Annotated in this window: 30 protein-coding genes and 3 tRNA genes; 12 read left to right on the top strand and 21 right to left on the bottom strand. The window is 46.1% G+C overall.

What is annotated here, in order from left to right:
- Positions 1-25: 25 nt before the first annotated feature.
- On the bottom strand, positions 26-1744 hold the full coding sequence (gene acsA / locus AB3351_RS06425) for an acetate--CoA ligase (protein WP_371146831.1): 1719 nt from the start codon (positions 1742-1744) through the stop codon (positions 26-28).
- A 235-nt stretch (positions 1745-1979) separates the two neighbouring features.
- Between acsA and AB3351_RS06420 the strand changes: the two genes are divergently transcribed.
- The 3 genes from AB3351_RS06420 to AB3351_RS06410 all read left to right on the top strand — a co-directional run bounded on the left by AB3351_RS06420 (position 1980) and on the right by AB3351_RS06410 (position 4489).
- The gene (locus AB3351_RS06420; RefSeq protein WP_371146309.1) at positions 1980-2612 is read left to right on the top strand and encodes an N-acetyltransferase; all 633 of its coding nucleotides are present in this window, start codon (positions 1980-1982) and stop codon (positions 2610-2612) included.
- A gap of 75 nt (positions 2613-2687) precedes the next feature.
- Positions 2688-3335, top strand: coding sequence for a CBS and ACT domain-containing protein (locus AB3351_RS06415; RefSeq protein ID WP_371146308.1), 648 nt, complete (start codon positions 2688-2690; stop codon positions 3333-3335).
- Positions 3332-4489: an acetoin utilization protein AcuC gene (locus AB3351_RS06410; protein WP_371146307.1), complete on the top strand. Its 1158-nt coding sequence runs from the start codon at positions 3332-3334 to the stop codon at positions 4487-4489. Before AB3351_RS06415 ends, AB3351_RS06410 begins: the two co-directional genes overlap by 4 nt.
- A gap of 115 nt (positions 4490-4604) precedes the next feature.
- Here the strand turns inward: AB3351_RS06410 and AB3351_RS06405 are convergent, their stop codons facing one another.
- The 5 genes from AB3351_RS06405 to AB3351_RS06385 form a co-directional block, all read right to left on the bottom strand.
- On the bottom strand, positions 4605-4799 hold the full coding sequence (locus tag AB3351_RS06405) for a DUF4017 family protein (protein WP_371146306.1): 195 nt from the start codon (positions 4797-4799) through the stop codon (positions 4605-4607).
- Between the two features lie 36 nt (positions 4800-4835).
- Complete coding sequence (locus tag AB3351_RS06400) at positions 4836-5528, bottom strand: 5'-methylthioadenosine/adenosylhomocysteine nucleosidase (protein WP_371146305.1); 693 nt, start codon at positions 5526-5528, stop codon at positions 4836-4838.
- Between the two features lie 11 nt (positions 5529-5539).
- On the bottom strand, positions 5540-6574 hold the full coding sequence (ccpA, locus tag AB3351_RS06395; RefSeq protein ID WP_371146304.1) for a catabolite control protein A: 1035 nt from the start codon (positions 6572-6574) through the stop codon (positions 5540-5542).
- 174 nt (positions 6575-6748) lie between these two features.
- Entirely contained in the window at positions 6749-7393 is a 645-nt protein-coding gene (locus AB3351_RS06390) for a hypothetical protein (RefSeq protein ID WP_371146303.1), read from the bottom strand.
- Between the two features lie 131 nt (positions 7394-7524).
- Positions 7525-8616, bottom strand: coding sequence for a bifunctional 3-deoxy-7-phosphoheptulonate synthase/chorismate mutase (locus tag AB3351_RS06385; RefSeq protein WP_371146302.1), 1092 nt, complete (start codon positions 8614-8616; stop codon positions 7525-7527).
- A gap of 200 nt (positions 8617-8816) precedes the next feature.
- Here AB3351_RS06385 and AB3351_RS06380 point away from each other — a divergent pair, with 200 nt between their 5' ends.
- A complete protein-coding gene (locus AB3351_RS06380; RefSeq protein WP_371146301.1) occupies positions 8817-10979 on the top strand; it encodes a cell division protein FtsA in 2163 nt (720 codons plus the stop codon).
- 53 nt (positions 10980-11032) lie between these two features.
- Here AB3351_RS06380 and ytxJ read toward each other — a convergent pair whose 3' ends face one another.
- From ytxJ to AB3351_RS06365, 3 genes are all read right to left on the bottom strand, one after another.
- Entirely contained in the window at positions 11033-11353 is a 321-nt protein-coding gene (ytxJ, locus tag AB3351_RS06375) for a bacillithiol system redox-active protein YtxJ (protein ID WP_371146300.1), read from the bottom strand.
- A gap of 93 nt (positions 11354-11446) precedes the next feature.
- Positions 11447-11785: a spore coat protein gene (locus AB3351_RS06370; RefSeq protein ID WP_371146299.1), complete on the bottom strand. Its 339-nt coding sequence runs from the start codon at positions 11783-11785 to the stop codon at positions 11447-11449.
- A gap of 17 nt (positions 11786-11802) precedes the next feature.
- Positions 11803-12036 (bottom strand): hypothetical protein, encoded by a 234-nt coding sequence (locus tag AB3351_RS06365; protein WP_371146298.1) that lies wholly within the window; start codon positions 12034-12036, stop codon positions 11803-11805.
- A gap of 181 nt (positions 12037-12217) precedes the next feature.
- Between AB3351_RS06365 and AB3351_RS06360 the strand changes: the two genes are divergently transcribed.
- Complete coding sequence (locus AB3351_RS06360) at positions 12218-13297, top strand: isocitrate/isopropylmalate family dehydrogenase (RefSeq protein ID WP_371146297.1); 1080 nt, start codon at positions 12218-12220, stop codon at positions 13295-13297.
- Between the two features lie 286 nt (positions 13298-13583).
- Here the strand turns inward: AB3351_RS06360 and AB3351_RS06355 are convergent, their stop codons facing one another.
- Complete coding sequence (locus AB3351_RS06355; protein WP_371146296.1) at positions 13584-13964, bottom strand: hypothetical protein; 381 nt, start codon at positions 13962-13964, stop codon at positions 13584-13586.
- A gap of 472 nt (positions 13965-14436) precedes the next feature.
- Between AB3351_RS06355 and AB3351_RS06350 the strand changes: the two genes are divergently transcribed.
- The gene (locus AB3351_RS06350; protein WP_371146295.1) at positions 14437-15150 is read left to right on the top strand and encodes a S1C family serine protease; all 714 of its coding nucleotides are present in this window, start codon (positions 14437-14439) and stop codon (positions 15148-15150) included.
- Positions 15151-15158: 8 nt separating this feature from the next.
- On the opposite strand, the gene AB3351_RS06345 is transcribed toward AB3351_RS06350, so the two are convergent.
- The 5 genes from AB3351_RS06345 to AB3351_RS06325 form a co-directional block, all read right to left on the bottom strand.
- The gene (locus AB3351_RS06345) at positions 15159-16736 is read right to left on the bottom strand and encodes a peptide chain release factor 3 (protein ID WP_371146294.1); all 1578 of its coding nucleotides are present in this window, start codon (positions 16734-16736) and stop codon (positions 15159-15161) included.
- A 128-nt stretch (positions 16737-16864) separates the two neighbouring features.
- Entirely contained in the window at positions 16865-17509 is a 645-nt protein-coding gene (locus tag AB3351_RS06340) for a YhcN/YlaJ family sporulation lipoprotein (RefSeq protein WP_371146293.1), read from the bottom strand.
- A 114-nt stretch (positions 17510-17623) separates the two neighbouring features.
- Positions 17624-18055 (bottom strand): CBS domain-containing protein, encoded by a 432-nt coding sequence (locus tag AB3351_RS06335; protein ID WP_371146292.1) that lies wholly within the window; start codon positions 18053-18055, stop codon positions 17624-17626.
- A gap of 148 nt (positions 18056-18203) precedes the next feature.
- Positions 18204-18686: a hypothetical protein gene (locus AB3351_RS06330; RefSeq protein ID WP_371146291.1), complete on the bottom strand. Its 483-nt coding sequence runs from the start codon at positions 18684-18686 to the stop codon at positions 18204-18206.
- Positions 18679-18894, bottom strand: a complete 216-nt coding sequence (locus AB3351_RS06325; RefSeq protein WP_371146290.1) for a hypothetical protein — start codon at positions 18892-18894, stop codon at positions 18679-18681. The genes AB3351_RS06330 and AB3351_RS06325 overlap by 8 nt, the downstream gene beginning before the upstream one ends.
- Positions 18895-19138: 244 nt before the next feature.
- On the opposite strand from AB3351_RS06325, the gene AB3351_RS06320 reads away from it, so the two are divergent.
- Genes AB3351_RS06320 through AB3351_RS06310 form a run of 3 tightly spaced genes read left to right on the top strand, consistent with a single transcriptional unit; the run spans position 19139 to position 20222 of the window.
- Positions 19139-19375: a spore coat associated protein CotJA gene (locus tag AB3351_RS06320; protein WP_371146289.1), complete on the top strand. Its 237-nt coding sequence runs from the start codon at positions 19139-19141 to the stop codon at positions 19373-19375.
- A complete protein-coding gene (locus AB3351_RS06315) occupies positions 19372-19629 on the top strand; it encodes a spore coat protein CotJB (RefSeq protein WP_371146288.1) in 258 nt (85 codons plus the stop codon). Before AB3351_RS06320 ends, AB3351_RS06315 begins: the two co-directional genes overlap by 4 nt.
- A gap of 23 nt (positions 19630-19652) precedes the next feature.
- Positions 19653-20222, top strand: coding sequence for a manganese catalase family protein (locus tag AB3351_RS06310; RefSeq protein WP_371146287.1), 570 nt, complete (start codon positions 19653-19655; stop codon positions 20220-20222).
- 104 nt (positions 20223-20326) lie between these two features.
- Here the strand turns inward: AB3351_RS06310 and AB3351_RS06305 are convergent, their stop codons facing one another.
- Complete coding sequence (locus AB3351_RS06305) at positions 20327-20899, bottom strand: nitroreductase family protein (protein ID WP_371146286.1); 573 nt, start codon at positions 20897-20899, stop codon at positions 20327-20329.
- Positions 20900-20916: 17 nt separating this feature from the next.
- On the bottom strand, positions 20917-22041 hold the full coding sequence (locus tag AB3351_RS06300; RefSeq protein WP_371146830.1) for an alpha/beta fold hydrolase: 1125 nt from the start codon (positions 22039-22041) through the stop codon (positions 20917-20919).
- 110 nt (positions 22042-22151) lie between these two features.
- On the opposite strand from AB3351_RS06300, the gene recU reads away from it, so the two are divergent.
- The 3 genes from recU to AB3351_RS06285 all read left to right on the top strand — a co-directional run bounded on the left by recU (position 22152) and on the right by AB3351_RS06285 (position 24753).
- Complete coding sequence (gene recU, locus AB3351_RS06295; protein WP_371146829.1) at positions 22152-22787, top strand: Holliday junction resolvase RecU; 636 nt, start codon at positions 22152-22154, stop codon at positions 22785-22787.
- Positions 22788-22838: 51 nt separating this feature from the next.
- Positions 22839-23252 (top strand): DUF309 domain-containing protein, encoded by a 414-nt coding sequence (locus AB3351_RS06290; protein WP_371146285.1) that lies wholly within the window; start codon positions 22839-22841, stop codon positions 23250-23252.
- 214 nt (positions 23253-23466) lie between these two features.
- Positions 23467-24753: an FAD-dependent oxidoreductase gene (locus AB3351_RS06285; RefSeq protein ID WP_371146284.1), complete on the top strand. Its 1287-nt coding sequence runs from the start codon at positions 23467-23469 to the stop codon at positions 24751-24753.
- Between the two features lie 67 nt (positions 24754-24820).
- Here AB3351_RS06285 and AB3351_RS06280 read toward each other — a convergent pair whose 3' ends face one another.
- The 4 genes from AB3351_RS06280 to AB3351_RS06265 form a co-directional block, all read right to left on the bottom strand.
- A complete protein-coding gene (locus AB3351_RS06280) occupies positions 24821-24946 on the bottom strand; it encodes a hypothetical protein (protein WP_371146283.1) in 126 nt (41 codons plus the stop codon).
- Between the two features lie 184 nt (positions 24947-25130).
- Positions 25131-25206: transfer RNA gene (locus AB3351_RS06275), tRNA-Ile, on the bottom strand.
- A 4-nt stretch (positions 25207-25210) separates the two neighbouring features.
- Positions 25211-25286 (bottom strand) — tRNA-His (locus AB3351_RS06270).
- 22 nt (positions 25287-25308) lie between these two features.
- Positions 25309-25397 (bottom strand) — tRNA-Ser (locus AB3351_RS06265).
- Positions 25398-25467 lie beyond the last annotated feature (70 nt).

The raw sequence follows: 25467 nt of genomic DNA, 5'->3' as shown, positions 1-25467 counted from the left end.
GGTTTTTCTTGTGCCGCTATTATTTCTAGTCTTCCATTGTAGACAAATCGCCTGTTGGAAGCCCCAGTTCCCATGCTTTTAGTACGCGACGCATGATCTTACCGGAACGCGTCTTCGGCAGCTTATCGCGCACTTCAATTTCGCGTGGAGCCGCATGTGCAGCAAAGCCTTCTTTTACAAACTTACGAATCTCTTCAAGCAATTCATCCGAAGCCTCATAGCCTTCACGCAGTGCAATAAATGCCTTAATAATCTCACCACGGACAGGATCAGGCTTACCGATAACACCGGCTTCAGCTACAGCAGGATGCTCCACGAGCTTGCTCTCAATCTCAAATGGACCGACCCGTTCTCCAGCCGTCATAATAACGTCGTCTACACGGCCTTGGAACCAAAAGTATCCTTCTTCATCCATATAAGCCGAATCTCCAGACACATACCAGCCTTCAAATCGGAAATATTCTTCATACTTGGTCGGATTATTCCAGATCTTACGCATCATTGAAGGCCAGCCCTCTCTGATGGCCAGATTCCCCATTCGATTCGGTGGAAGCTCATTTCCTTCGTCATCAATAATTGCAGCGACAATGCCCGGGAACGGTTTGCCCATCGATCCTGGCTTAACCGGCATGCTTGGATAGTTGCAAATCAACTGTCCACCGGTCTCTGTCATCCACCATGTATCATGGATGCGTTTATCGAATACCTTCATTCCCCAATATACAACTTCTGGATTCAACGGTTCTCCAACACTTAAGATATGACGCAGGCTCGATAGATCGTATTTGTTTACGATCTCATCTCCGGCGCTCATAAGCATCCGGAACGAAGTCGGAGCGCTGTACCAAACGGTTACTTTATACTTCTCAATCGTGCTATACCAATCCTGAGGACTAAAGCGTCCGCCACGTACGACATTTGTTGCACCGTTCAACCACGGACCAAAAATTCCATAGGATGTTCCTGTCACCCAGCCAGGGTCCGCTGTGCACCAGTATACATCCTCTTCCCGGAGATCAAGCACCCATTTTGCTGTCTGATAGTGCTGAAGCATAGCATTATGAACATGAAAAACACCTTTAGGCTTTCCAGTTGAGCCCGAGGTATAGTGAAGAAGCAGCCCATCTTCACGGTCTACCCACTCAATTTCAAAATCAGCGGAAGCTTGCTCCATCTCTTTTTCATAGCTGACTTGTCCTTCTTCTAGCTTCCCATCTCCGCCGACAAGAATCACATGCTTAAGAGCCGGCAATTCACTGACAGGTACCCGTGGAAGAAGCTCTGGCGTCGTAATGATTGCTACCGCCCCACTATCTTCAAGACGATCGCGCACAGCCCCCTCCATGAATGCTTCAAAAAGTGGTCCGACAATCGCACCTACTTTAATTGCGCCTAGAAGACCTACATAAAGTTCAGGTGCGCGCGGCATGAAAATAAACACACGGTCACCTTTGGCAATGCCTAGCTTGCGCAGCACGTTACCAAATGTGTCAGAGAGCGTTTTCATTTCTGCAAATGTATATTTTTCATCGCGTGTTGCATTGCTGTAATAAAGCGCTACTTTATTCTCGCGGGGAGTGCCGACGTGGCGGTCGATCGCTTCATACGCCATGTTGACCTTGCCTGTCTCATACCAGGTAAATTGCTTCTCTATATCTTCCCAGCTAAAATTATTGTAAGCCTCTTCATAAGCAGGCATGTTATAGCCAGTCCCAATTACCGGAAGCACTTTTTTATTCATCATTTCTTTCATAAAACGATAGCCCCTCTCCCACTAAATTTAGTTGTTCCTACCTAACTATAATTCTATCTTCCTTTTTGAAAACCCTTTCTCTTTTTCAATTATATCAAATAATCTGTTAACTGAGCAATTCTAATCGTTCACGTTTTCTTCAAAATATAGGTTGGCAAGCAGAGTATAAATATAAGATAATTTTTGCAAAAGAGAAAAATTACATAATAGGATAAGGTGTGAGAGAATGGAACACAAAAAAAAGTACGAAGCATTGCAAATAGAAAAGAAAGCTGGACACCTGCTTATTGAAGGACCCGTGCTGCCGCAGCGTATCGCAGCGCTTGCAATGGACGAAGGACTTACAGCCTTCCGCAATCCCCCCGCTCAGAAAAAAGCGCTGGAGGAAATTGCCACGCTTCCCGAAGGCCGTGTGATTCTAGCCGTACATCATGATACGATTATAGGATACGTAACATTTCTCTATCCCGACCCGATGGAGCGGTGGTCGGAAGCTAAGATGGAGGATTTGCTGGAGTTAGGAGCTATTGAAGTCACAAGTCGCTTTCGCCACCAGCATGTAGGTGAGGATATGCTTGAGCTCGCATTTCGCGGTGGGGCTCTAGAGGAATATATTGTTTTTACGACGGAGTACTACTGGCATTGGGATTTAAAAGGTACGGGGCTTGATGTGTGGGCCTACCGCAAAATAATGGAAAAAGTCATGGCCTCAGTGGGTCTTTCCTGGTTCGCGACTGATGACCCGGAGATTTGTTCACATCCTGCCAACTGCATGATGGCACGTATCGGAAGTCTCGTCCCGCTCGAATCTATTGAAGCATTTGATCGGATCCGTTTTCAAAATCGCTTCATGTATTAAAAAATTCTTTACTATTCAGATGATGAATGGAATAAAATGATAGATAAAAAGGATGAGTTAGGGGGAGCGTGCACAATGCTTGTGGAAGATATTATGAAGCGTGACGTAATTACTGTAGATCCATCCGATTCCATTCGGCTTGCGCTTTTGAAGGTTCATCAATACCGGGTCCGTCACTTACCGGTTGTCTCTTGCGGAAAGCTCGTCGGCATTATTTCTGATCGGGATGTCCGGGACGCCTGTCCTTCCGTTATCAGCGAGCCGCACCAAGATGATGATAAGGTGCTTAACACCCCTGTGTCTTCCATTATGCGCAAAGATGTTATTACGACTCACCCGCTGGACTTTGTAGAAGAAGCGGCGCTCTCACTCTATGATAATCGCATCGGCTGCCTGCCTGTCGTCGTGGATGACGAATTAAAAGGAATCATTACAGAGACAGATATTCTGCACACGCTTGTTGAGTTAATGGGTGTACATTATCCAAGCTCTCATATTGAAGTAGAGGTAGAGGACCGAACTGGTCTTTTGGCCGATGTCGCTACGATATTCAAAGAAGCCAAGTGTAACGTAACCAGTGTGCTTGTCCTGCCAGGGAAGCATCTTGGAAAGAAGAACCTCGTATTTCGGGTGCAGACCATTGATCCGCGCCATGTTGTTGCCAAAATTGAAGAGGCCGGTTATCGCATTGTATGGCCCAGAGAATCAGAGGGATTAGTATGAAGATAAAAACAGCTTTTATTTATAGCGATGATTATTTGGAATACCATTTTAACGACGACCACCCTTTTAACCAAAAAAGGCTAGCTATGACACTGGATTTGCTTCGGATGATGAATCTAGTCGAAGATGAGGAAATCGTCGCACCCCGCATGGCAACCGATGATGAATTGGCACTTGTTCATGATCGACAATATATCGAAGTAGTAAAAGAATGCGGACACGCAAACCAGGAGGTCGCCATTGCCTCAAGCTTCGGCCTTGGCACAGAAGACTGCCCCATCTTTCCCAATATGCATGAAGCTACAGCACTTGCTGTCGGCGGCACCCTGCGTGCCGCCGACCTAGTCATGTCCGGTGAATATCGTCATGCCGTAAACCTAGCGGGCGGCCTGCACCACGGATTCCGTGGACGAGCCTCAGGCTTCTGCATCTACAATGACTGCTCAGTTGCCATCGCTTATTTGCGTCAGAAATATGATGCACGCGTTCTCTATATTGATACCGATGCCCATCACGGGGATGGCGTGCAGTGGGCATTTTATGATGATCCGAATGTGCTGACGCTCTCGTTCCACGAAACTGGAAAGTACTTATTTCCTGGGACCGGAAATATTACAGAGCGTGGGGACGGGCAAGGCTACGGCTTCTCCGTCAATGTACCGCTTGATGCGTTTACGGAAGATGACTCTTGGCTAGAAGCGTATCATGGTGTTCTGCCAACCGTAGCTAGAGGATTTAAGCCCGATGTGATTCTTACACAAAATGGCTGTGATTCACATACATTCGACCCGCTTACTCATCTCTCCGCTTCCATGCGCATCTATCAAGAAATACCAAAGCTCGCACGCGAGCTGGCGGACGAGCTGTGTGACGGACGTCTTATCGCAACAGGCGGCGGCGGATACGATATCTGGCGCGTCGTGCCTAGAGCTTGGAGCCTGCTCTGGGCAGAATTATCCGGAAGAAGCATTACAGACAATATTTCGATTCCTACAGCTTGGATCGAAAAGTATCAAGGCGAAAGCCCTGTTCAGCTCGCTCCTACCATGCTTGATCCTGAAGGGTTATTTCCTGCGATTCCACGCCGGGAGGAGATCGCAACTAAAAATCAAAAAACCATCGAAAAAGCGCTTCTCTACTGCCCACGTGGGTAGACAGAGAAGCCTCTCTTCATCCACATGCAAGCTGCGTTCAACCCCGCATAATATTCAATAAAAAAACAGAAGCCACCAGAAAAGGTACGGCTTCTGTTTTATAACTGTATGCTGTTTATCTGATCGCCTGTTTCTTTTTCACATAGAAAGAAAGTACAGAGGCTACGAGTAATACAGGAATAGCAACGACTTGAGAAACAAATAACTTCCAAGCAACCGCATCATATCCTTCAGAGGCAGGGGCTGTCATCCCGATTAAACAAACAGCAGCATATAACAAGATAGGAACAAGCCAATATCTCATATTCATATCACTACTTTCCGCAAATGAAATGCATAGCCTTATTTAGATGTGTACGAGCATCTTCTTAACAATTTCATACGATCGCTGCGAAGCAAGCTTTGTAAACTCTGGGAAATTGACATGTGCAGAACCGTCTGCCTTATCCGACATCGAACGAATCACGACGAATGGCACTCCATTCATAACACATACTTGTGCTACCGCCGCTCCCTCCATCTCCGTGCACATCCCCTGCATGGTCTCATATAATTCACGTACCGTATCACGGTTGGCGATAAACTGGTCTCCTGAGAGAATGCGTCCGGTCATTGTCTTACCGGATGTTACCTGCTCGCTTGCCTTTACCGCAGCGCTTACCAGCTTCTCATCAGCATCAAATACGGAAATCTCTGTAAACGGAATCACGCCACGCGGAAAACCCAGTGCTGTTACATCCATGTCATGGTGCTGGCAATCTGTCGCTACGACAATATCACCAATCTCCAGGTCAGGATGCAGCGCACCGGCCACACCGGTGAAGATGACGGCATCTACTCCAAAAGCATCAAGCAGAATTTGCGTGCATACACTGGCGTTTACTTTGCCGACACCACACTTGCACAATACAACCTCTTTATCTTCCCATTGGCCTTCATAATACGTAATACCTGCCTTGGATGTCTCGCGCGTAAGATTCATTCCATCCTTATACAAGGCTATTTCCTCGTCCATCGCTCCAATAATTCCGATTCTCATACCTGCTCCCCTTATTCCGCTTCTTTTTCTGTTTGGCCGCTGTCTTGTGCTTTCGTAGACTGCCTCTCCTCGATGCGATGCGGCAGAAGCACGATATGGTTCTCCACCTTTTCATTGTTCATATATTTGGTTAGCAGACGCATGGCTACCGCACCGATATCATACATCGGCTGCACGACCGTTGTCAGACGCGGTCGCACCATTTCAGCGAGGCGAGTGTTATCAAAGCCAATCACTTCTATATCTTCCGGCACGCGCAGGCCACGATCCTGAATGCCATGAATGACACCGACTGCCATCTCGTCACTCGCCGCAAATATCGCTGTCGGCTGTTTTACCAACGACATGAACTGGTCTACAGCTTCCAAACCGGATTCATAACGGAAGTTCCCATTGTATACATGACTGTCTTTAAATGACAATCCTGCTTCTTCCATCGCTTTCTTATACCCATCAAAACGCCGCATGCCTGCCAGCGGATCAATAAGCGGACCTGTGACCATAGCAATATGCTTATGGCCCTTCTCAATTAGATACTTCGTGGCATCATAGCCCGCTTCGTAATGGCTAATATCGACGGACGGAAGCTGTCCGGTCGGGTCCTTCGTGCCTGCAAGTACAATCGGCACAGCCGCCGTGGTAAATACCTGCATGTGATTCTCGGTAATTTCACGGCCCATAAATACGATACCGTCCACCTGCTTCTCTAGGAGCGTATTGGTTAAGTGCAGCTCACGTTCGATACGCTCATCTGAATCACATAAAATAATGTTGTATTTATACATGCTGGCGATATCATCAATCCCACGCGCTAGTTCCGCGAAAAACGGGCTTGCGATATCCGGAATGACTACGCCAACCGTTGTCGTACGCTTGCTTGCAAGTCCTCTTGCCACTGCATTTGGGCGATACCCCAACTGCTCAATTGCGGCAAGTACCTTCTTCCTTGTGGAAGGCTTTACATTCGGATTTCCATTAACGACACGAGAAACGGTTGCCATTGAAACGCCCGCTTCTCTTGCCACATCATAAATTGTAACTGGCAATCGTAACTCCTCCTACTACAGTTTGCTGTGATGTAAATGATGAGTTTTCATTCATTTTCATAATTTTTCACTTATCATATTATAAATTACCTTTGTATGCAATCGGATTCACATAAAGTTTAACAAAAAGAAACAGACAAACCCTCGATTGCGCGCCGGTCTGTCTGTACATACCTATCTTCCTTTTTTATTTCCTATATACGGACCAACGCCTCCCTGGCTAATCGCTTTATGAGCAACCAGCCAACGGTCGTTTTCATTACTTTTCATAAGCGTATATTGTATCCGATACGTCTGGCCATTTTCCACCTTGCCTACATACTCCACAATAGCAGTGTTTTTATAATAGGATGTAATCCGTGTTTGCGGCAGACGCATAGACAGCGGACTCACCTGCCGAAATGTTGCATTCACGGCTAATCCCTGACCCGGGATAGAATAATTCAAATCAATGGTTTCATGGGTAAGCTGTGTAGCTAGCTGCTCGCTCCAATTCTTAGCATAATAATCGTAGAGCTGCTTTTTACTTGTGAAATCAAGATACGTAGAAACCGGTTGGTTCTTTATATACATAGCCTGCGTGCGCGCTACGGCTCGCTGCACCCTTGCCTCCGCTTCTTCAATTGCCTTGATAACCTCTTTACGCTGTGCTGCATTTAGATTCGGCGTTGTATGTTCAAACGACATCGGTCCCTCAATCGGTGTCTTTGTTTGTTCGCTCTGAATTTTTTGCCCGCCGCATCCTGCTGTGACAGCTATTGATGCAACTGCGAGAAGCGTGGTAAGGAGCCTTTGCTTCTTCTTGTATTTGCACAACATATGCGTCACCCTGTTCCATTAAGAATTGTTGGCTTTAGGATGCGCCTTCTCTACCTGGTTTATGTACGTTCTGCGCTTGCATAAAAAAGACCGCCAGGAGGTTCCTGACGGCCTTTACTTCTCATATTGTCCTATACTACCGGTGCGCTTACTTTATACAGACCGGATTCACGTAGTTTTGTTACGAATTCGTTGAACTGCGGAATATTAATCTGCTGCTTAGCGTCAGATAACGCCACATCCGGGTCTGGATGCACTTCGATCATTACTCCGTCCGCACCTACAGCCAACGCGGCTTTCGCTGTCGGAAGCAGAATATCACGGCGTCCTGTCGAATGTGTAACATCTACGAATACCGGTAAATGCGTTTCCTGCTTTAGAATAGGTACAGCTGAAATATCAAGCGTATTACGGGTCGCTTTCTCATATGTGCGAATACCACGCTCACAGAGCATCACCTGATCATTACCGCCCGATACAATATACTCTGCGGCATGAATAAACTCTTCGATGGTGGCTGCAAGGCCACGTTTTAATAAAACCGGTGTTTTTACACGGCCGGCTGCTTTTAATAGTTCAAAATTCTGCATATTACGAGCACCGATCTGAATGACATCGACGTAGTGGGTCGCCATCTCAATATCACCCGGTGTGACGATCTCACTGACAACTTTTAAGTCGAACTCATCAGCTACCTGACGCAGAATTTTTAGACCTTCTTCACCAAGACCCTGGAAGTCGTATGGAGACGTACGTGGTTTAAATGCTCCGCCTCTTAACAGCGTAATTCCGTTCGCTTTAAGTGTCTCGCCTACTTTACGTACTTGCTCGTACGATTCTACAGAACACGGACCTGCGACCAGAACTGGCTCGTCGCCACCTACGCGCGCCGCTCCAAGTGTGACTACGGTATTCTCCTGCTTCTTCTTACGACTTACGAGGAGCGCTTTGCTATGATTATCTTTCTGCAACTCAAGAGATGCCTTGAAGATTTGCTTGAACAGGTGCTGAATGGTTCCATCTTCAAACGGGCCCTGATTATTCTCGATAATCAAGTTTAACATAGCGCGTTCCCGCTCAGGATCGAAACGGTTAATACCTTGCTTAAGCTTCACCTTTCCGATTTCTTGCACCAGCTCAGCTCGTCTGTTAATCAGCTCCAGAATCTGCAGATTGACTGAATCGAGATCGCTGCGAAGCTGCTCTAACTTTTCGTTGCTCATCTTCTCTCCACCTCTTGTACTTTATTCTCAGAACATTTTCAAAAGATTTTCAAAAAATATTTAAAGTGTATTATAGACTATTCTTTTTACTTTGTCAGCCCTTCAATGAAAATAGGAAAAAGGAATTTCTTTGTATACCGCGAATACCTTACTTATTCCCTACATCACTATAAGGTATTTCTTTGAAGGAGCTGCAAGACATGTACGAAGAAAATAAAAAACAAATATTCGCCCTTGATATCGGTACACGCAGCGTAGTCGGACTTGTAGTAGAACCGGCTCCCGGCGGCAAGTTCGCCGTACTTGGCTATGAGCGCGAAGAACACGAAGAGCGTTCTATGCTTGATGGACAAATCCATGACGTCGTGGCTGTTGCCGATGTCATCTCGCGTATTAAGCAACGGCTAGAGGCCAAGCTTTCTCTTACGTTACACGATGTGGCCGTCGCTGCGGCAGGCCGCTCTCTCCATACGCAGCGCATCGAGACTGCCGAAGAGATTACAGGAGTTGGCCAGCTTAGCCGCAATGATATACTTACGCTTGAATTATCAGCGGTGCAAAAAGCACAGCATGCTCTGGCCGAGTCACAAAATACAAATGATTTTACCCAATATTATTGCGTTGGATACAGCGTTGTGAATTATTATCTGGATGGCGAAATGATTGGCAGCCTAATGGATCAGCGCGGCAAGGAAGCACGTGTTGAAGTAATCGCAACTTTTCTGCCTCGTATGGTTGTCGATTCGCTTGTCGCCGCCCTCAAACGAGCCGATCTGAAGATGCGCGCGCTTACGCTAGAGCCGATCGCGGCCATCAATGTCCTTGTCCCGGCTACGATGCGCAGACTTAACGTAGCGCTCGTTGATATCGGGGCAGGCACATCAGATATCGCTATTACGGGAGATGGGACAGTAACCGCCTACGGCATGGTTCCTACTGCCGGAGATGAAATTACGGATGCGCTTAGCCAAGCATACCTGCTTGACTTCACGATTGCAGAAGAGGTCAAGCGCCAATTGTCTGTGGAAGAAGAGATTACTTTCTCCGATATTCTCGGGATGGAATACACATGTACACGGGAGGAGATTACCGGACAAGTTGATGAGGATATCAATAACCTAGCCACACTGATCAGCAACCGGATTATCGAGCTGAATGGGCGAGCACCACAAGCTGTCATGCTGATTGGCGGAGGAAGTCTGACTCCTGGACTGCCGCAAAAAATAGCGGAGCGTCTCCAACTGCCTGTCGCGCGTGTAGCCGTGCGAGGTGCGGACGCAATCCAGTCGTTTACAGATAAGGCCGATCTCAGCGGACCAGAATTCGTTACACCGTTAGGCATTGCCGTAGCTGCGGAGAAACATCCTATTAAATACTTAACCGTATATGTGAACGAAGAGTCCTTACGTATTTTTGATTTGAAGCAGATGACCGTAGGTGACGTACTGCTGTATGCGGGAGTGGATATCAAACGAATGCACGGACGTCCCGGCCTTGCGATGACCGTGCATGTCAATGGAAAAATGAGGATCATCCCAGGTAGCCATGGCACATCGCCTCTCTTGCTGCTTAACGGTGAACCCGTGCCGCTAGATGCCCCGGTGCAGGCAGAAGATCGCCTAACATTCTCAGCCGGACAAGATGGCGCACCTGCTACCGTAAAACCGATTGAACTTGCCCAGAATGAAAGCATTGATACGCTTGATGTGACTATAAATGATACACCGCTCTCACTTTCTCCTCTCCTGTTGGTGAATGGACAAGAAGCGGACTGGAACGCTCCGCTGCAGGATCGGGATGAAATGGAAATTCGACTTCCCTCTACCCTACGGGAAGTACTTATAGCTGCGCACATATATACACAGGAGATGGAGAAGCGGCGTCTCTCCTTTACCGTGAATGGAAAGCCGATGCATTATGATTATTCTATGTACACTTTTACGGTAAATAAACACAAGGCACATCTTGATGAAAAAATCAGGCGTAATGATGCGATCACCTACAGTCAGGAGGCGGTGCAGTTTCCGGCCATCGCCGATATATTGCCGCTCGAAGACCAGACTGAGATTCATACCATCGTTACGTTTAACGGACAGACCCTCACCATTCCCGTAAGCGAGATGGAGGTACGTCTTGACGGCGAACCGGTTCAGCTCACAGATACCATCCGTGCACATGCAGCGGTTACCACAGAAGTACGCTTCAAGCGTGAGCCTGTATTCAGTGACGTATTCCGCTATGTAAACGAGACACTGCACGCAACCGAACCGGGAAAGAACCTTGTCATTACCATCAATGAGTCTCCTGCATCCTTTCAAGACCCGATTCACACTGGAGATGTGCTCGAATTCAAGTGGGAATAGAATAACAGGGCATAGGATTTTTCTCTCCTATGCCCTGTTATTATCTTTAAAAATTATGCGATAGCGCTCTTTAAATTCTTCTCTGTAATATTCCAATGTGATGTATGCCATGCCACGCTGCCGTCTTTTACATACAGCACCTGCGGAGATTCATGCTTAATGCCGAAACGCTCGGCAATTTCCGTTGAAACAGGACGGGCTGTCTGTACAATGACAAGCGCCCACGGTTTTATCCCCTCATTCTTTGTATACTGCATAAATTCATTGTATGCACCGGTGCTAATAGGACACGTCGTGCTATGCTTGAGCAAAACCGCTTCCGGATTTTCCTCTAGGAATTGATTTAACTCTTCGATTGTAGTAAGTTCTTTCATCTCTTTATTCTCCTTTCGATGAATCATCTTTCTCCCTATCATACCACACTTCAAGCTCTACTCACCGTTTGCATGCACACATATAAGCACCTGTTAATTTTGCCGCTGCCGCTCGCCCTCTGCATTCATTGCCGATGCTTCCGCTGCCTGCCATGCATGTACGGCCTGCTGCAGATTCTGATTCATTTGAGAGGCTTGTGCAGCTACTTGCTCAATCTCATCTGGAAACGCATAACGAGGAGATGTCCAGCCGCTTGCTGTCATAACCTGACCAAGTTCTGCTACATTCTGCATGGAATGATTCAACAACTGCTGAAATCCCTGTCGTAATTCCGGGCAGCTAATCTCGGTAACCGTCTGGGCATATGCCGTTACCATCATTTTTTCGTAAGCTAAAAGCTCGGTTGCAATTTGTTTATCTGTCACAGGCATTACAAGACCTCCCTATACTATTGAATGCCCTGCGGCGGATGCTGGTGTTGATTCAACATCTGGCAGAGAAGCTGATGATTTTTTTGATGGCGAACTGCCATTTGTCCGCACACATCCTTAAGTTCTGCGGTAATCGTCTGAGCTGATGCATTCATATATGTCTCACACAGCATGGCTTCTTGGCTCATTCGTGCTTCTATCTGCAATAGCTCAATGGAAGTTAACGGTTCCATATGCATTTTTTGTACCATGTTTTCACCCTCCGAAAAAATTCGAATTGCTCCTGTTTTATTTTCCCCTAAATTTTCTATGCTTCCTCATACAATTATTGTCAATAACAATTGAGATATTTCACATAATCGTGCATAATAAGAAAGGTTGAGGTTATGAAATATAGAATGTGTAAGATTTTCAGAAGAGGTGGTTACAAACATGAAGAGAACTGTTGTTGTAATGCAAGGTGACCAAACTGGCCAAGAGCTTCTTGATGAAGCACTACGCGTACTCCAGCCGGACGTAATCGGCTTTGAAATTGATTTTGAAACATACGATCTAAGCCTTGAAAAGCGTAAATCCACAAATAACGAAATCGTTCACGAAGCCGCTCGTGCGATGAAGCGGACAGGCTTCGGTCTAAAGGCAGCGACAATCACACCGGAAGAAAAAGGATCTGTAGGCAGCCCGAATGCAATTCTTCGCCGTGAAATTGATGGCAAAGTGATTCTGCGCACAGGACGCCGCATCCCTGGTATTCGTCCTGTAGCAGGCGCATACGCTCCGATTTCCGTTGTTCGTATGGCTGTAGGCGACGCATACGGTGCAAAAGAATGGCGCGAAGGCGAAGGCGTAGATGAGATTGCCTTCCGTACGGAAAAAGTTGACCGCAAAACTTGCCGTGCCGTTGCAGAGTTCGCATTCCGCCATGCTCAAAAAACAAACGCAAAAGTGTTTGGAGGACCAAAATATACGGTAAGCCCAGTGTATGAAGGCATGCTGAAAGAAGAGATGGATGCTGCAAGCAAACGCTACCCTACCGTTCAATATGAACCGCAGCTAATCGATGCCACATACGCGCTCCTTCTTTCCTCTGCGGGAGATGCGATGGTTATTCCTGCACTGAACCGCGACGGCGACTGCCTAAGCGATATGGTTCTGCAAATGTTCGGCTCAATCGCAGGTGCTGAATCGGTTCTGCTTGGATTCGACGAAGAGTTCAACACACAAGCTGTCATGGTGGAAGCGCCGCACGGTACAGCTCCAGCACTGCAAGGCAAAAACATTGCCAACCCGATGGCCATGATCCTTGCTTGCGCATCCCTACTTACGTACTTCCATGACCAAAAATCAGCCATGGCTTCCCGCGCGATCTACGAATCAACCATCGAAGCAGTAAGCCAGGGCATTCGTACAGCCGACCTGGGCGGCAGCGCTACAACAAGCGAGTTTGCGGATGAAGTTATCAACCGCGTAAAAACAAAACTTGATGTATGGTCTACAATGCAAAACTTCTAAGCAAACCATAAAAAATCCCCAACCTTTATTAAGGTGGGGATTTTCTTTATGCGCTGTTTACGCTTTCTTATTTTTTCTCTTTGCGGCAATAAACATCGTGGTTAAAAGAATGAGCGGAATCGCCATAGAGCCGATTAACCCGAAAATTGCAATTTGTTGTCCACCCATAGAAATGTACCCCCCTGTACCGATTTGATTCTATTGTAATAGAGGGATGCGGGTAAAGTCTACCAAACGACCGGAGGATTCCGTATAATATTCTCCATTTCTTGGTGATTGTAAAACTTTATTCACATTTCTTTTTATGTGCCAAGAAAAGATCATCAAGGATCTGCTTTGACCATATCGCATCCCCCAGCGTCTTGACTAGCAAATATAAATCCAGCTTCTCATCCACATCTAACAGCGGATGAAATTGATCCTTCCGCAGCATCATACGGGTAAAGGCGGAGTGCTCAGCAAATGAAATCGCCTGCCTATCTCCTGCCCGCTGCAGGCGCTGCAAACATTGCTTCAAATCTTCTTTCACCTGCTCTACCAGTTCATGATGTTCACAGTAACAGCACCGATGCATTGGCACATGGTCAATCTGCGTATGATTCATATACACCAATTTGCGCAAATATAAATACATCGCATGGCCGCAGCGCGTACACTGTTTCTCCATTGTCCTTCCCATCTCCCATCTACACCATCATATCAATTTGCCATATATGTATTCAGGGAGGAGGAATTTTAACCCATTTTAATAGCGGGCATTAATTTTTTGACATGAAGGACATATGGCTACACGAGTGGTATCTCCGCATTCATCTTCTACAACGTACCCCTTTAAATTCTTGCTTGTGTCACAATATATGCACTCGGACGAAAAATCCATATCAAAATTTGCTTTCCAGGCAAACGGCTTAAACGTTTGTCCAGTGTATATCGAAATAGGCATGTCATTCATCAAGTATCCTCCTTACATTCGTTAGCATTCATCTTTCACTATGTTCTAGCATGAACAAAAAATATCTGCTTTATACGAATTGCAAGAAAATAATACTTTCACATTGTCCTATTCGCTACATACACTATATAAAACACTGTAATTAGATCGTTATTCTTTAGTGGAAAGAGAGAAAGGAGGAGAACGATTGAAACGTAAAACAACACACGTAGTTCGTACCTTCCGCAAACCTTCCCACATGCATCCAGCTAACTTCTTCGTCCCGATTGTCGAGAAGGCCAAACCAGCCATCATTTCTATTACGACGGAAGATACGACTGTAAATAAAAAAATGACACAAATCCTGCACCACTTCCTATTCCCTAATTCTCAGGCACCGGGCAAGGAAGTACGCCGCAGCTTCGGTACCGGCTTCATCATTCATCCACGCGGCTATATTCTGACAAGCGAGCATGTTATTCATAATGCAAAAGCCATCCATGTTAAATTATCATCTGGTGAAACAAAAAAAGCCGATGTTATCTGGACGGATCAAACGCGTGATCTGGCTTTGCTTCATATTACAAGCCGCACTCCACTTCCTGTCCTTCCCCTCGGTTCTTCAACAGAAACCCAGGTAGGTGAACTCGTCATCTCCATCGGCAATCCGCTCGGCCTTGAAAATACTGTAACGACCGGCATTATTAGCGCAAAAAACCGGCCGGTACAAATCGCCGGCCGGAAATATGAAGATATTATTCAAACCGATGCCGCGATTAATCCCGGCAATAGCGGCGGACCGCTCATTAATATGAACGGAGAAGCTGTAGGCATGAATGCCTTTATTATCAGGGACAACCATGGGCTTGGCTTTGCTATTGGAATTGATAGCATTAAGCCATTTATCCGCAAGTACATGTAGTTATTGGTTTATTCGTATGATGTGCTGGCGAATTCCACATCAGGATTCTTCTCCTGCGCCCACCGTTCGGCAAATTCATTCTCTAGCAGCACGACCAAGCGACCTTCACGATCCCGTACCGTCAAGCTTCCTCCATACTGGATCAAGTTTAGCTCATGCTCTTTTTTATTTCCCTTTACCCAACGGGCCAATGAATAGCCCAACGGCTGAATTTCTACCTCTACACCATATTCACCGCGCATCCGATGTTCGAACACTTCTAGCTGCAACTGGCCCACAACGCCGAGAATGAGCGTTTCGGCGCCGGGAGCGGCTGTCGTGAAATATTGGACAGCCCCCTCTTCTGTTAATTGTTGCATTCCTTTATTAAACTGCTTATGCTTCATTGCGTCTTTGGCACGGACACGAGCGAAAATCTCCGGGGAAAAATGCGGAATTCCCTCAAAGCTGAACGCCTGATTCCCCTCTATCAACGTATCGCCAATTCCAAACGTACCCGGATCAAATAAACCAATGATATCACCCGGATAGGCTTCTTCAACAATACTGCGCTCTTGTGCAAGAAATTGCTGTGGCTGCGCGAGCTTCACACGCTTACCTGTTCGGACGTGCTGCACGGACATTCCGCGACTAAATGTTCCCGATACGATACGCAAAAATGCGATACGGTCGCGGTGTGCTGGATTCATATTAGCCTGGATCTTGAAGATAAAGCCTGAGAACTTTTTCTGATCCGGCATGATTAAGCCTTTATCGCTCATCCGCGCTGCCGGAGACGGGGCCAAGCGAAGAAAGTACTCAAGGAATGATTGAACTCCGAAGTTCGTTAATGCACTTCCGAAGAATACAGGCGTCAGCTGCCCATTGTCAATCTTTTCACGATCGAACGGATCGCCTGCAATATCAAGCAGTTCGCTATCCTCTTCAAGCTTTGTATATAATGCCTCCCCAATGACTTCCTTTACCTTGGCATTATTTGCTTCATCCTGAAAGACAGGAATCATAGTGCGCTCTTTCTCACCGCGCTTAAACAGCTCGACCTGCTGCTTCTCCCGGTCATATACCCCATGGAAATCAATTCCTGATCCGATCGGCCAGTTCATTGGACATGAGCGAATACCAAGCACTTCCTCTAACTCTTCAAGCAGCTCTAGCGGATCTCTTGCATCACGGTCCATTTTATTAATGAACGTAAAAATTGGAATTTTGCGCATGCGGCACACTTCAAAAAGCTTAATTGTTTGCGGTTCTACCCCTTTGGCTGCATCAATTAGCATCACCGCGCTGTCTGCAGCCGTAAGTGTACGATACGTATCTTCACTGAAATCCTGGTGACCTGGCGTATCCAGAATATTTATTGCATAATCGTTATACACAAACTGCATCACACTTGAAGTAACAGAAATGCCGCGCTGCTTCTCAATCTCCATCCAATCGGATGTGGCCGCTTTTGACTTACGGCTTTTTACCATGCCCGCCGTATGAATGGCGCCGCCAAAATACAGCAGCTTCTCTGTCATTGTTGTCTTTCCGGCATCCGGGTGCGAAATAATCGCGAATGTCTTTCTCGGTTCGATCGTAGCCATATATGTAAAAAAGCCTCCGTTTTCTTAAAGGTAAAATCAATACATTTAACTATACCATGTTTCTACGCCTCGAAAAAGAAAAAGAGAACGCCCCAATCCGAGGCATTCTCCTTATATATAACGGTTCGTCAGCGAAATGGGGATGTAATGGTTCGACCAATATCTCGCACAAGTACAGCAAAATCCTGTCCGGCAGTGCGCAGCGCTCGTGTACCTGCTCCGCCCATCTGTGTACTGAGTGTGCGGATACGCTGTGTTAGGTTCTTATCTGCTGTTACATGTATCGTATAACCAGGCTCAGCGCGCTTCATCACTTGGTGCACACTACGCTCAAGCATCTTCATATTGGCTGCGGTAGCGCCTTCGATCCCAATAACGGCTTCTTTGCCCTGTACAACCGCCGTAGCACGGGTTACTCCATCTACGTTTGCCGCCAACCGTGCCATCTGTTCCGCTTTCTTTTGGTCATGCATTGGACTTGTACGGACAGATGGACTGACACTATAAGCATTGTAGCGGTATGGTGAGGCATTTGGATAAGGATATGTGCTAGCCATATCCGGACGGACCCCATACTGCTGAGTGCCGTATGGACGAATGCCAAGGTTATCATTTACCGTTGTTCCATTCGTACCGTACTGATTTACACGATACGTCTGAGATTGCGTATTCGCTCCGTTATTCGTACCAGCGCGCGGCCCACAAGCAGTAAGGGTACCTGCCAGCATAAATGTGAGCAGCGCAGCGACACCTGCTTTATATGGTGTATACATAATAAGTCACCCCCCATGCTTAGTTTGTGTCCATTTCTCCAATTCCATCGTGAGAATAAATGGAAAAGGCCGGGTTATAAACCCCGACCTTCTCCATTAAAGCCTGTGAGATTGTTAACGATCAGACTCACCCGGCTTGGAAATGCTAGAAAGAGCATCGCCTGCTTCGTTTTGATAAATATTCTCCACAGCCAAATCACCAAGCGCCACAATGCCGACAACCTGATTGTTGTCGACTACAGGAAGACGACGGATTTGGTTTTTGGCCATAAGATCAGCAGCCTCATGAATATCCATTTGAGCTGGAGCCGTCACGATATTGTGTGTCATTACATTACGTACTTGTGTTTGGCTATCACGATTTTGTGCAGAAGCACGGATCGCAATATCGCGGTCCGTAATCATTCCGACGCATTGGCCGTTTTCTACAACCGGAACGGCACCTACGTTATAATCGTTCATAATTCTTGCGGCTTCTTCAAGTGTTTGATGCGGTTGGACGGTAGCCACCTGACGGGTCATAATATCTTGCAGACGTTGCGACATATGCTTTTCCCTCCCGTATGCGTGTATGGGGATTCAAATGAATCCTTTTATAGCGTGACGAATAATGAAGGGATGTATGTGTGGGTAATTCTGCAAAAAAAAAGCGTCTTCCTGCCTAGTATGACTGGCTAAGAATGACGCGTACGCTTTATTTAGCTTTTGTCTTTGTAATGATCTGTGCGATTTCAATGATCTTCATATTACTGTTCAAATCATATGTACCAAATCGTACCGATCCCATCAGACTGTAATCATTCAAGTACTTCAAAAACTCTTTCTTCTCAGAAAGAATATGTGCCTCCACCAGCTTATTAGCAACCTCTTCCGGACTCATGCCCTTCCCGATCACAAGCTGATATGTATATACTTTCTTCTCAGGCTTTGCAGGCGGCTTTGCAGGCGGCGTATCAGTCGTCTGCGGCTCCGTACTTTCTTTGGCCGTTGAAGATTCTTCCGGGAGCTTTACTTCCTTAATCGGCTGACTCTTAGGGTCCTCTTTCTGTACGCTCTCCGCCTGTACTGGCGCTGCCGCTTGCGGAAGCTCACTATAATATACAACAGAGAGGACTGCCGCAGAGAATAGAATACCGCAGGCAAATCCACGCAATCCCTGCTTCGTTACTCTAAGCACCTTCTTTTTTCTCCTTTAACACTTGCTTTACCGAACGATTTCCATTTGGCTCAAGCGTGTTCTGAACCTGATGAATCTCCTTTAGAATCTGAATGGACAGATTTTCAACCTTTTCCTCTAACTGCACAGCCTGGTCTTTCTCTTTATAGAATGAATAGATTAAAATCCCAATACCAAGCAGAAGCAAGCCAACAATTGCATACTCCATATCTTTCCTCCACAATTAAAATTTTCCGTGTCAGGCCTTCGGTGTATGTTTTTTGTGCCCTTTCCTTTATACCATACCTAGATAAAATTTCAAGGGAAAATCGACAGGATGGTCGCTTTTCCCCCTGTTTTATACTCGATTTTTGTCGAAAAAGGACATTTGTCCTTTTTAAAAAAACTGTACTTTCTATCCTCACTCTTCCATATCTATAGGAAAGATGAAACATATGGAAAGGAGTACACGCATGCATACATTCCGTAAAAAATACCGCGTCTATGTAAGTCCATTTGATCCGTGTCCACCCATGTCCAAAAATACGTACGAGACGCCGCCGCAGCTTTATCTGGGCTTTCAGCCTTACAATCTTCCTCAATATCCCCCAGCCGAAGCATTGTGTAAGGGTACACTCTGGCCGGCACTATATGCCCCCTATCAAAGTCCATACAAAGACAAGTACGGCAGAGGAGGCGGCGATACTTGAAACAGGTGGACGAAAAATATTATGAGCTTCTACTTGAAATCCAACAGGTTGATTTTATTATCGTTGAATTAAATCTATATCTTGATACGCATCCGAACGATCAGGCGGCCATCGCCCAATATAACGATTTTGTGCAACGCAGCATGCAAATGAAGAAAAATTTTGAGGCGCTCTACGGACCGCTGACCGCAGGCTTCAGCTTTTCGCCCACGCCCTGGCAATGGCACAGATCTCCCTGGCCCTGGCAGGTATAATAAAGCAAAGGAGGCAGCCTACATTGTGGTTGTATGAAAAAAAGCTGCAGTATCCAGTAAGGGTAAGCAAGTGTGACGTGCGCATGGCTAAGTTTTTAACGGAACAGTATGGTGGTTCAGACGGAGAACTTGCGGCGGCTCTGCGCTACCTGAACCAGCGCTATACGGTGCCTGAGAAAGTAATCGGCCTACTTAATGATATCGGCACAGAAGAGCTTGCTCATCTGGAAATGATCGCAACAATGGTATATAAGCTAACAAAAGATGCAACACCGGAAGAGTTGGAGAAGGCAGGGCTTGGCGCACACTATGTCAATCATGACAAGGCGCTTTTTTATGAAAATGCGGCAGGTGTCCCCTTTACCGTTGCCTATATCGCAGCCAAAGGCGACCCGATTGCTGATCTGTATGAAGATATTGCGGCGGAGGAAAAGGCACGGGCTACGTATCAATGGCTGATCAATATGACCGATGATCCGGACCTAAAAGACTCGCTAAGCTTCCTGCGCGAACGAGAAATCATTCATTCGCAGCGCTTTCGCGAAGCCGTGGAGATTCTTAAAGAAGAACGGGATCGTAAGAAGGTCTTCTAATAGGCTGGTACCTGAATAAAAAAGGAGCCAAACGCTCTTCTCTATCCATCATACGATCGGGAGAAAAGGGCCGTTCAGCTCCTTTTTTATGCTGTATGCAATTGTTAGCTCCACCACTCGGTTTTCTGTTCTACAGGTACACGCCGTGATTCACGTATCATATCGGCTTTGCCAATATAAATAAATCCTACCATACCGTCCTTCTCACCTAGCTTGAATGTCTGCTTCATAACCGGATGATAGCATGCGCCGCCTGTACGCCAGATGGCACCGTATCCCAACGCATGCGCAGCGAGCAGCATATTCTGAATGCTGGCCGCGACCGCGGTATATTCTTCCGCTTCGATCACGTATGCTTCTGTATGCGGCAGGCAGGCTACGGCGATAACAAGCGGGGCGCGAAGCGCTTTTTTTACGCTTTTTTCATGAAGTTCCTTCTTCTCCTCTGCTGAGAGCCCCTCCCCTTTTTCAAGCAATGCAATGGTCGCATACGCTTCTCCTAGCTTATTTCGCCCATTCCCCGTCATCACAAAGTATTTCCACGGTTGGGTATTGTAATGGCTTGGCGCCCAATTTCCGGCCTCTAAAATCTGTTTAATATGTTCCTGAGCCACAGGCTCTTCTCCGACCCTGCCAATTGTACGTCTGGTGAGAATCGTATCCACTAGTTTATCCATGAATTATATGACCTCCCTTATTTCGAGTCATTTACTCCTTGTAGAAAAGCTGCAAGAGGTTCAGCGAACAGATGCGTATCAAATACCCCAGCCATATGTCCGCGCGGGCTCTCAAATTCATAATAAGAGGCGCGTCCGCCAAGACGGTTGATACGATCGACCGTCTCCTGGCTGTACTGCGGCGGAAACAATAAATCCGATGTGCATGGAATCATAAGGACACGCGCCTGAATACGTCCAAGCGCTTCGTCAAGTGATGAAAACCCTCGGGCGATGTCATGCATCATAGCGGCACGAGCAGTATATACATAATGGCTCGCATCATATGGACTCATCCGTTCAGCGACAACCTTTTTGAATGTATGCGTAAAAGGCGGCATCTGCATTGGAGAGGAGTGAACCCTATCCTTTGCTGCATCGCGAGGAAAAGAAGTATCATACCACTCGTACTGATACGCAGCTATATTCATAAGGGAAAGAGCTAAGTGAAGACCCTCTTGCGGTTCCTTCTCTTCTTCATATGCACCTTCCGCCCAATTCGAATCCAGCGTGATGGCATCAATTGCTGCCTGTAGATAAGCAAGTGAGGTAAGTACAGGTGTCTGTGCGCCGCTAATAACGGCAATGCAAGCATCCATCATCTCCGGATAATGCACAGCCCAATTTAATGCCTGCATTCCCCCTGCTGAAGGGCCGACAACAGCAACAAGTTTCTCGATGCCCAACGAGCGGATTAGCTCATGCTGAATGCCCGCCATATCTCGATATGTAAAAGAAGGAAATGACATACCATAGCGTTCACCTGTCTGCGGATTGATACTTCTCGGCCCTGTGGTGATCACATGAGGCTGCTTACATTGAATGTTGCACAGTGTGTCGGCACACAGTACAAAGTATTGATTGGTGTCAATCGCCTTTCCTGGGCCAATAAGGCCATCCCACCACCCCGGTTCAGCATCATCTGGGGTATATTTGCCCGCAGCATGACTGGTAGCGCTGAAAAAATGGCATACGAGTATCGCATTGCTTCTCGCTGCATTTAATTCACCATATGTTTCAAACCCTATTGTTACAGGAATCGTCTTACCGCACTCCATATCATAGCCATCAAGTGAGAATGTCTGCTTCACCACATGATCCATATTCATTCCACTCCCTCTTTTTTTATTTCCTTTCTTCACTTCCAGTATAAATTTTTGCTTCTTTTTGCTATTATACTAGAAGTACAAAAGGAGGGAGCGCATTGCGAAATATTCGCTATCCGAACGGAAAACTTCTCATCAGCAGTCAAAGCAGCAACAAGACCCCCGAACGCATGAAAGCGGAAGAATTCCTTGCGCTTGTCCAAGGAAAGGAAGCGTCTGCTGCCAATCGCGGCATGTCGTTAGAAGAAGAACTTAACGAGAGTAATACATATTATGTGGCTAACAGCATTGCTTCCGTTCATAAAAAGCCAACGCCGATCCAGATTGTAAAAGTTGACTATCCTTCCCGTTCAGCAGCCGTTATTAGGGAAGCCTACTTCCGCCAGCCCTCGACAACCGATTATAACGGCATATTCGAAGGGCGGCATATTGATTTTGAGGCGAAAGAAACACGCAACAAGACGTCTCTTCCACTTAGTAACTTTCATGCGCACCAGATTCATCATATGCGCTTAATTTTGCAGCATCATGGCATCGCCTTTGCTATTATTCGCTTCACTGTACACAATGAAACCTATGTGCTTGATGCTTCGCATATTATTCAATTCTGGGAAGATGCACAGCATGGCGGCCGAAAGTCAATCCCTTACTCATACATCAAAGAACACGGGCATTGTATTCCTGAAGGCTACCGACCGCGTCTTGATTATCTCTCCGTCATTAGACAGCAGTATCTCACATAGCCTTTTTGACGCTTTTCTACTATAGACATGTACAAGAGAGGGGCGGCTCACATGTACCATCGCTTATATATTGAATACTTATATTATTTTAATGTAGAGCAGGATTATTATGAATGCCATGAAGTGATGGAGGAGTTGTGGCTGAATGAGGGGCGAAATCGACTGCTGCAAGCCCTGTTGCAAGTGGCCGTCGGTCTGCATCATTTCCGCAACCATAACATCGAAGGGGCTGTACAGTTATTTGAAGCGGCATTAGCCAAGTCCACGGAATCATGGGACGGCAACCTTGGCATTGATACCGCTGCCTTATTTACTGAATCCAGAGAGTATCTGAAAAAACTATATGCTTATGAAGAAGCCCCCTTTTCCTTCTATCCTCTCCATATCTCCATTCTTGATCCTGAATTAGAAAAAATAGTTGCTGCCTGTGTGCCGGAAGGCGTAGCGGAAGAGGACAAATTCTAATACGAAATGACATGCATGATTACGGAGGCGGCAGTAAGCGCCTCTTTTTTATTTATAAACATACAGTTGACAGTCCTCCTAATCCTGCATATAATGTAAGCAGGTTTATTTATAATGGTTTTAAATTAATAATTAGAAGTTATAAACAGCGAAAATGATTAAAACATACTACATTTGTAGAAAAAACAAAGAGAGATTTCAGGAGGCGATGTAAATGGAGAACAATGTAATTGTTTATACAAGCAAAGGCTGCCCATACTGCCATAAAGTAAAGGAACAATTGGCCGCTTGGGGTGTTGAATTCGACGAGCGCAATGTCTCAGAGAACTACGAGTATTTTGAAGAGCTGCAGCAGAAAAAAATCTTCGGTACACCGGCTACGTACATCAATGGTAAGCTTGTTCTTGGCTTCCAGGAAGCAAAAATGAAGAAGCTGTTGAATCTGCCGGAAGATTATGAAGCACCGCAAAAAGAAGAAGCTGCTGCACCATCAAATGAGCAAGCTTTAAGCAAAGAAACTTCGAATGGAATTTTCCAGACGGTTGATGAGAAGATACTTGATGATGTATACGATTTTGTTACAATTGGCGGCGGCCCTGCCGGGGCTTCAGCGGCTGTCTATGCAGCACGTGGCCGTATGAAAACGCTCGTCATCGATAAAGCACCTTCAGCCGGTACACTAGCGATCACTCATAAGATCGCCAACTATCCAGGTGTAAAAGAAGAATTGACCGGTATTGAATTACTGACACGCATGCAGGAACAAGCACACGATTTTGGCGCTGTATTTGTTCGCACAAATGTACTGTCTGTTGATTTCTCTGATCCGGATATTAAAAAACTTGAGGTTGCTGAAGGAACTATTAAAGCCAAAAGCGTATTCATCGCTGTAGGAGCCAAAGCACCATCAAGCAAAATTAAGGGTGAAGAGGAATTCACCGGACGCGGTGTAAGCTACTGCTCGACGTGTGACGCTGCATTCTTCCAAGATCGTGTTGTGATTGTTACAGGAGATAATGAAGAAGCTATCCATGAAGCAGAGTCGCTGTCCAAGTTTTGTAAAGAAGTACGCTTCTTGATTCCAACAGGAAACATCAAGGGACAGGCTGATCTATCAACATTAGAGGCAAAAGCCAATGTGAAAATCTACAAAAAATACCGTGTAAAAGAAATTCAAGGCGAAAACAGCGTAGAAAAGGTTATTGTACAGACCGATCAAAAAGAGCTGGAAACCTGGGATATTGATGGTGTGTTCTTATATTTAGCTGGCATGAAGCCAGGTACTGACTTCTTAAAAAATGCAGTGGAACGTGATACAGATGGATATGTAAACGTAGATGATATGATGCAAACAAGCGTGCCAGGCGTATTCGCAGGCGGAGACGCACGTCGGACACCAATCAAGCAGGCTGTCCTTTCTGCGGCAGATGGAGCGATTGCTGCGCTTAGTGCTGAGGCACATGTCAATAAGCGCTCACAACTTCGCCCTCAATATAGCTAATGTAATAAAAGCTGAGCCCTTTAAAACAAAGGCTCAGCTTTTTATATCTTACATGATATACGGATTTTTATTCTTCCTCTTCTTCTTGCCCCATCATTAACTCTGTTACCTGATGGACTCCATTTCCAATGACCCAGCCATACATAGAAGAATTCTCCATAAGATTATATGCACCTATTGTATTATCCTTCATAATTACTCTATTCCTCCTCAATCTTTGGCCTTATTTTTATTGTGATTATATTGTTTATTTCCTTCTACCCTATTATGTATACGCTTACACTTTGGCGTTTATAATTTTTTATGAGAAATAACGAGAGAAAAACCATCTTTTATTGAAACATCACATTTTCAATAAAAGATGGTTTTTCGAAAAGTGGTGGGCCCTGCAGGACTCGAACCTGCGACCAATCGGTTATGAGCCGACCGCTCTACCAACTGAGCTAAGGGCCCATTATGGGGCGATCGATGGGAATCGAACCCACGAGTGTCGGAGCCACAATCCGATGCGTTAACCACTTCGCCACGACCGCCATATTGTTTTTTTAAAAAAAGTGGCGGAGGGAGAGGGATTCGAACCCCCGTGGGCTTGCGCCCTAACGGTTTTCAAGACCGCCCCGTTATGACCACTTCGGTATCCCTCCGCAAACATATGAAAATGGCAGGGGCAGTAGGAATCGAACCCACACTGGAGGTTTTGGAGACCTCTGTTCT

This window comes from Aneurinibacillus sp. REN35, assembly GCF_041379945.2.
Lineage (GTDB): Bacteria > Bacillota > Bacilli > Aneurinibacillales > Aneurinibacillaceae > Aneurinibacillus.
This window is presented reverse-complemented; position numbering and strand designations above follow the sequence as displayed.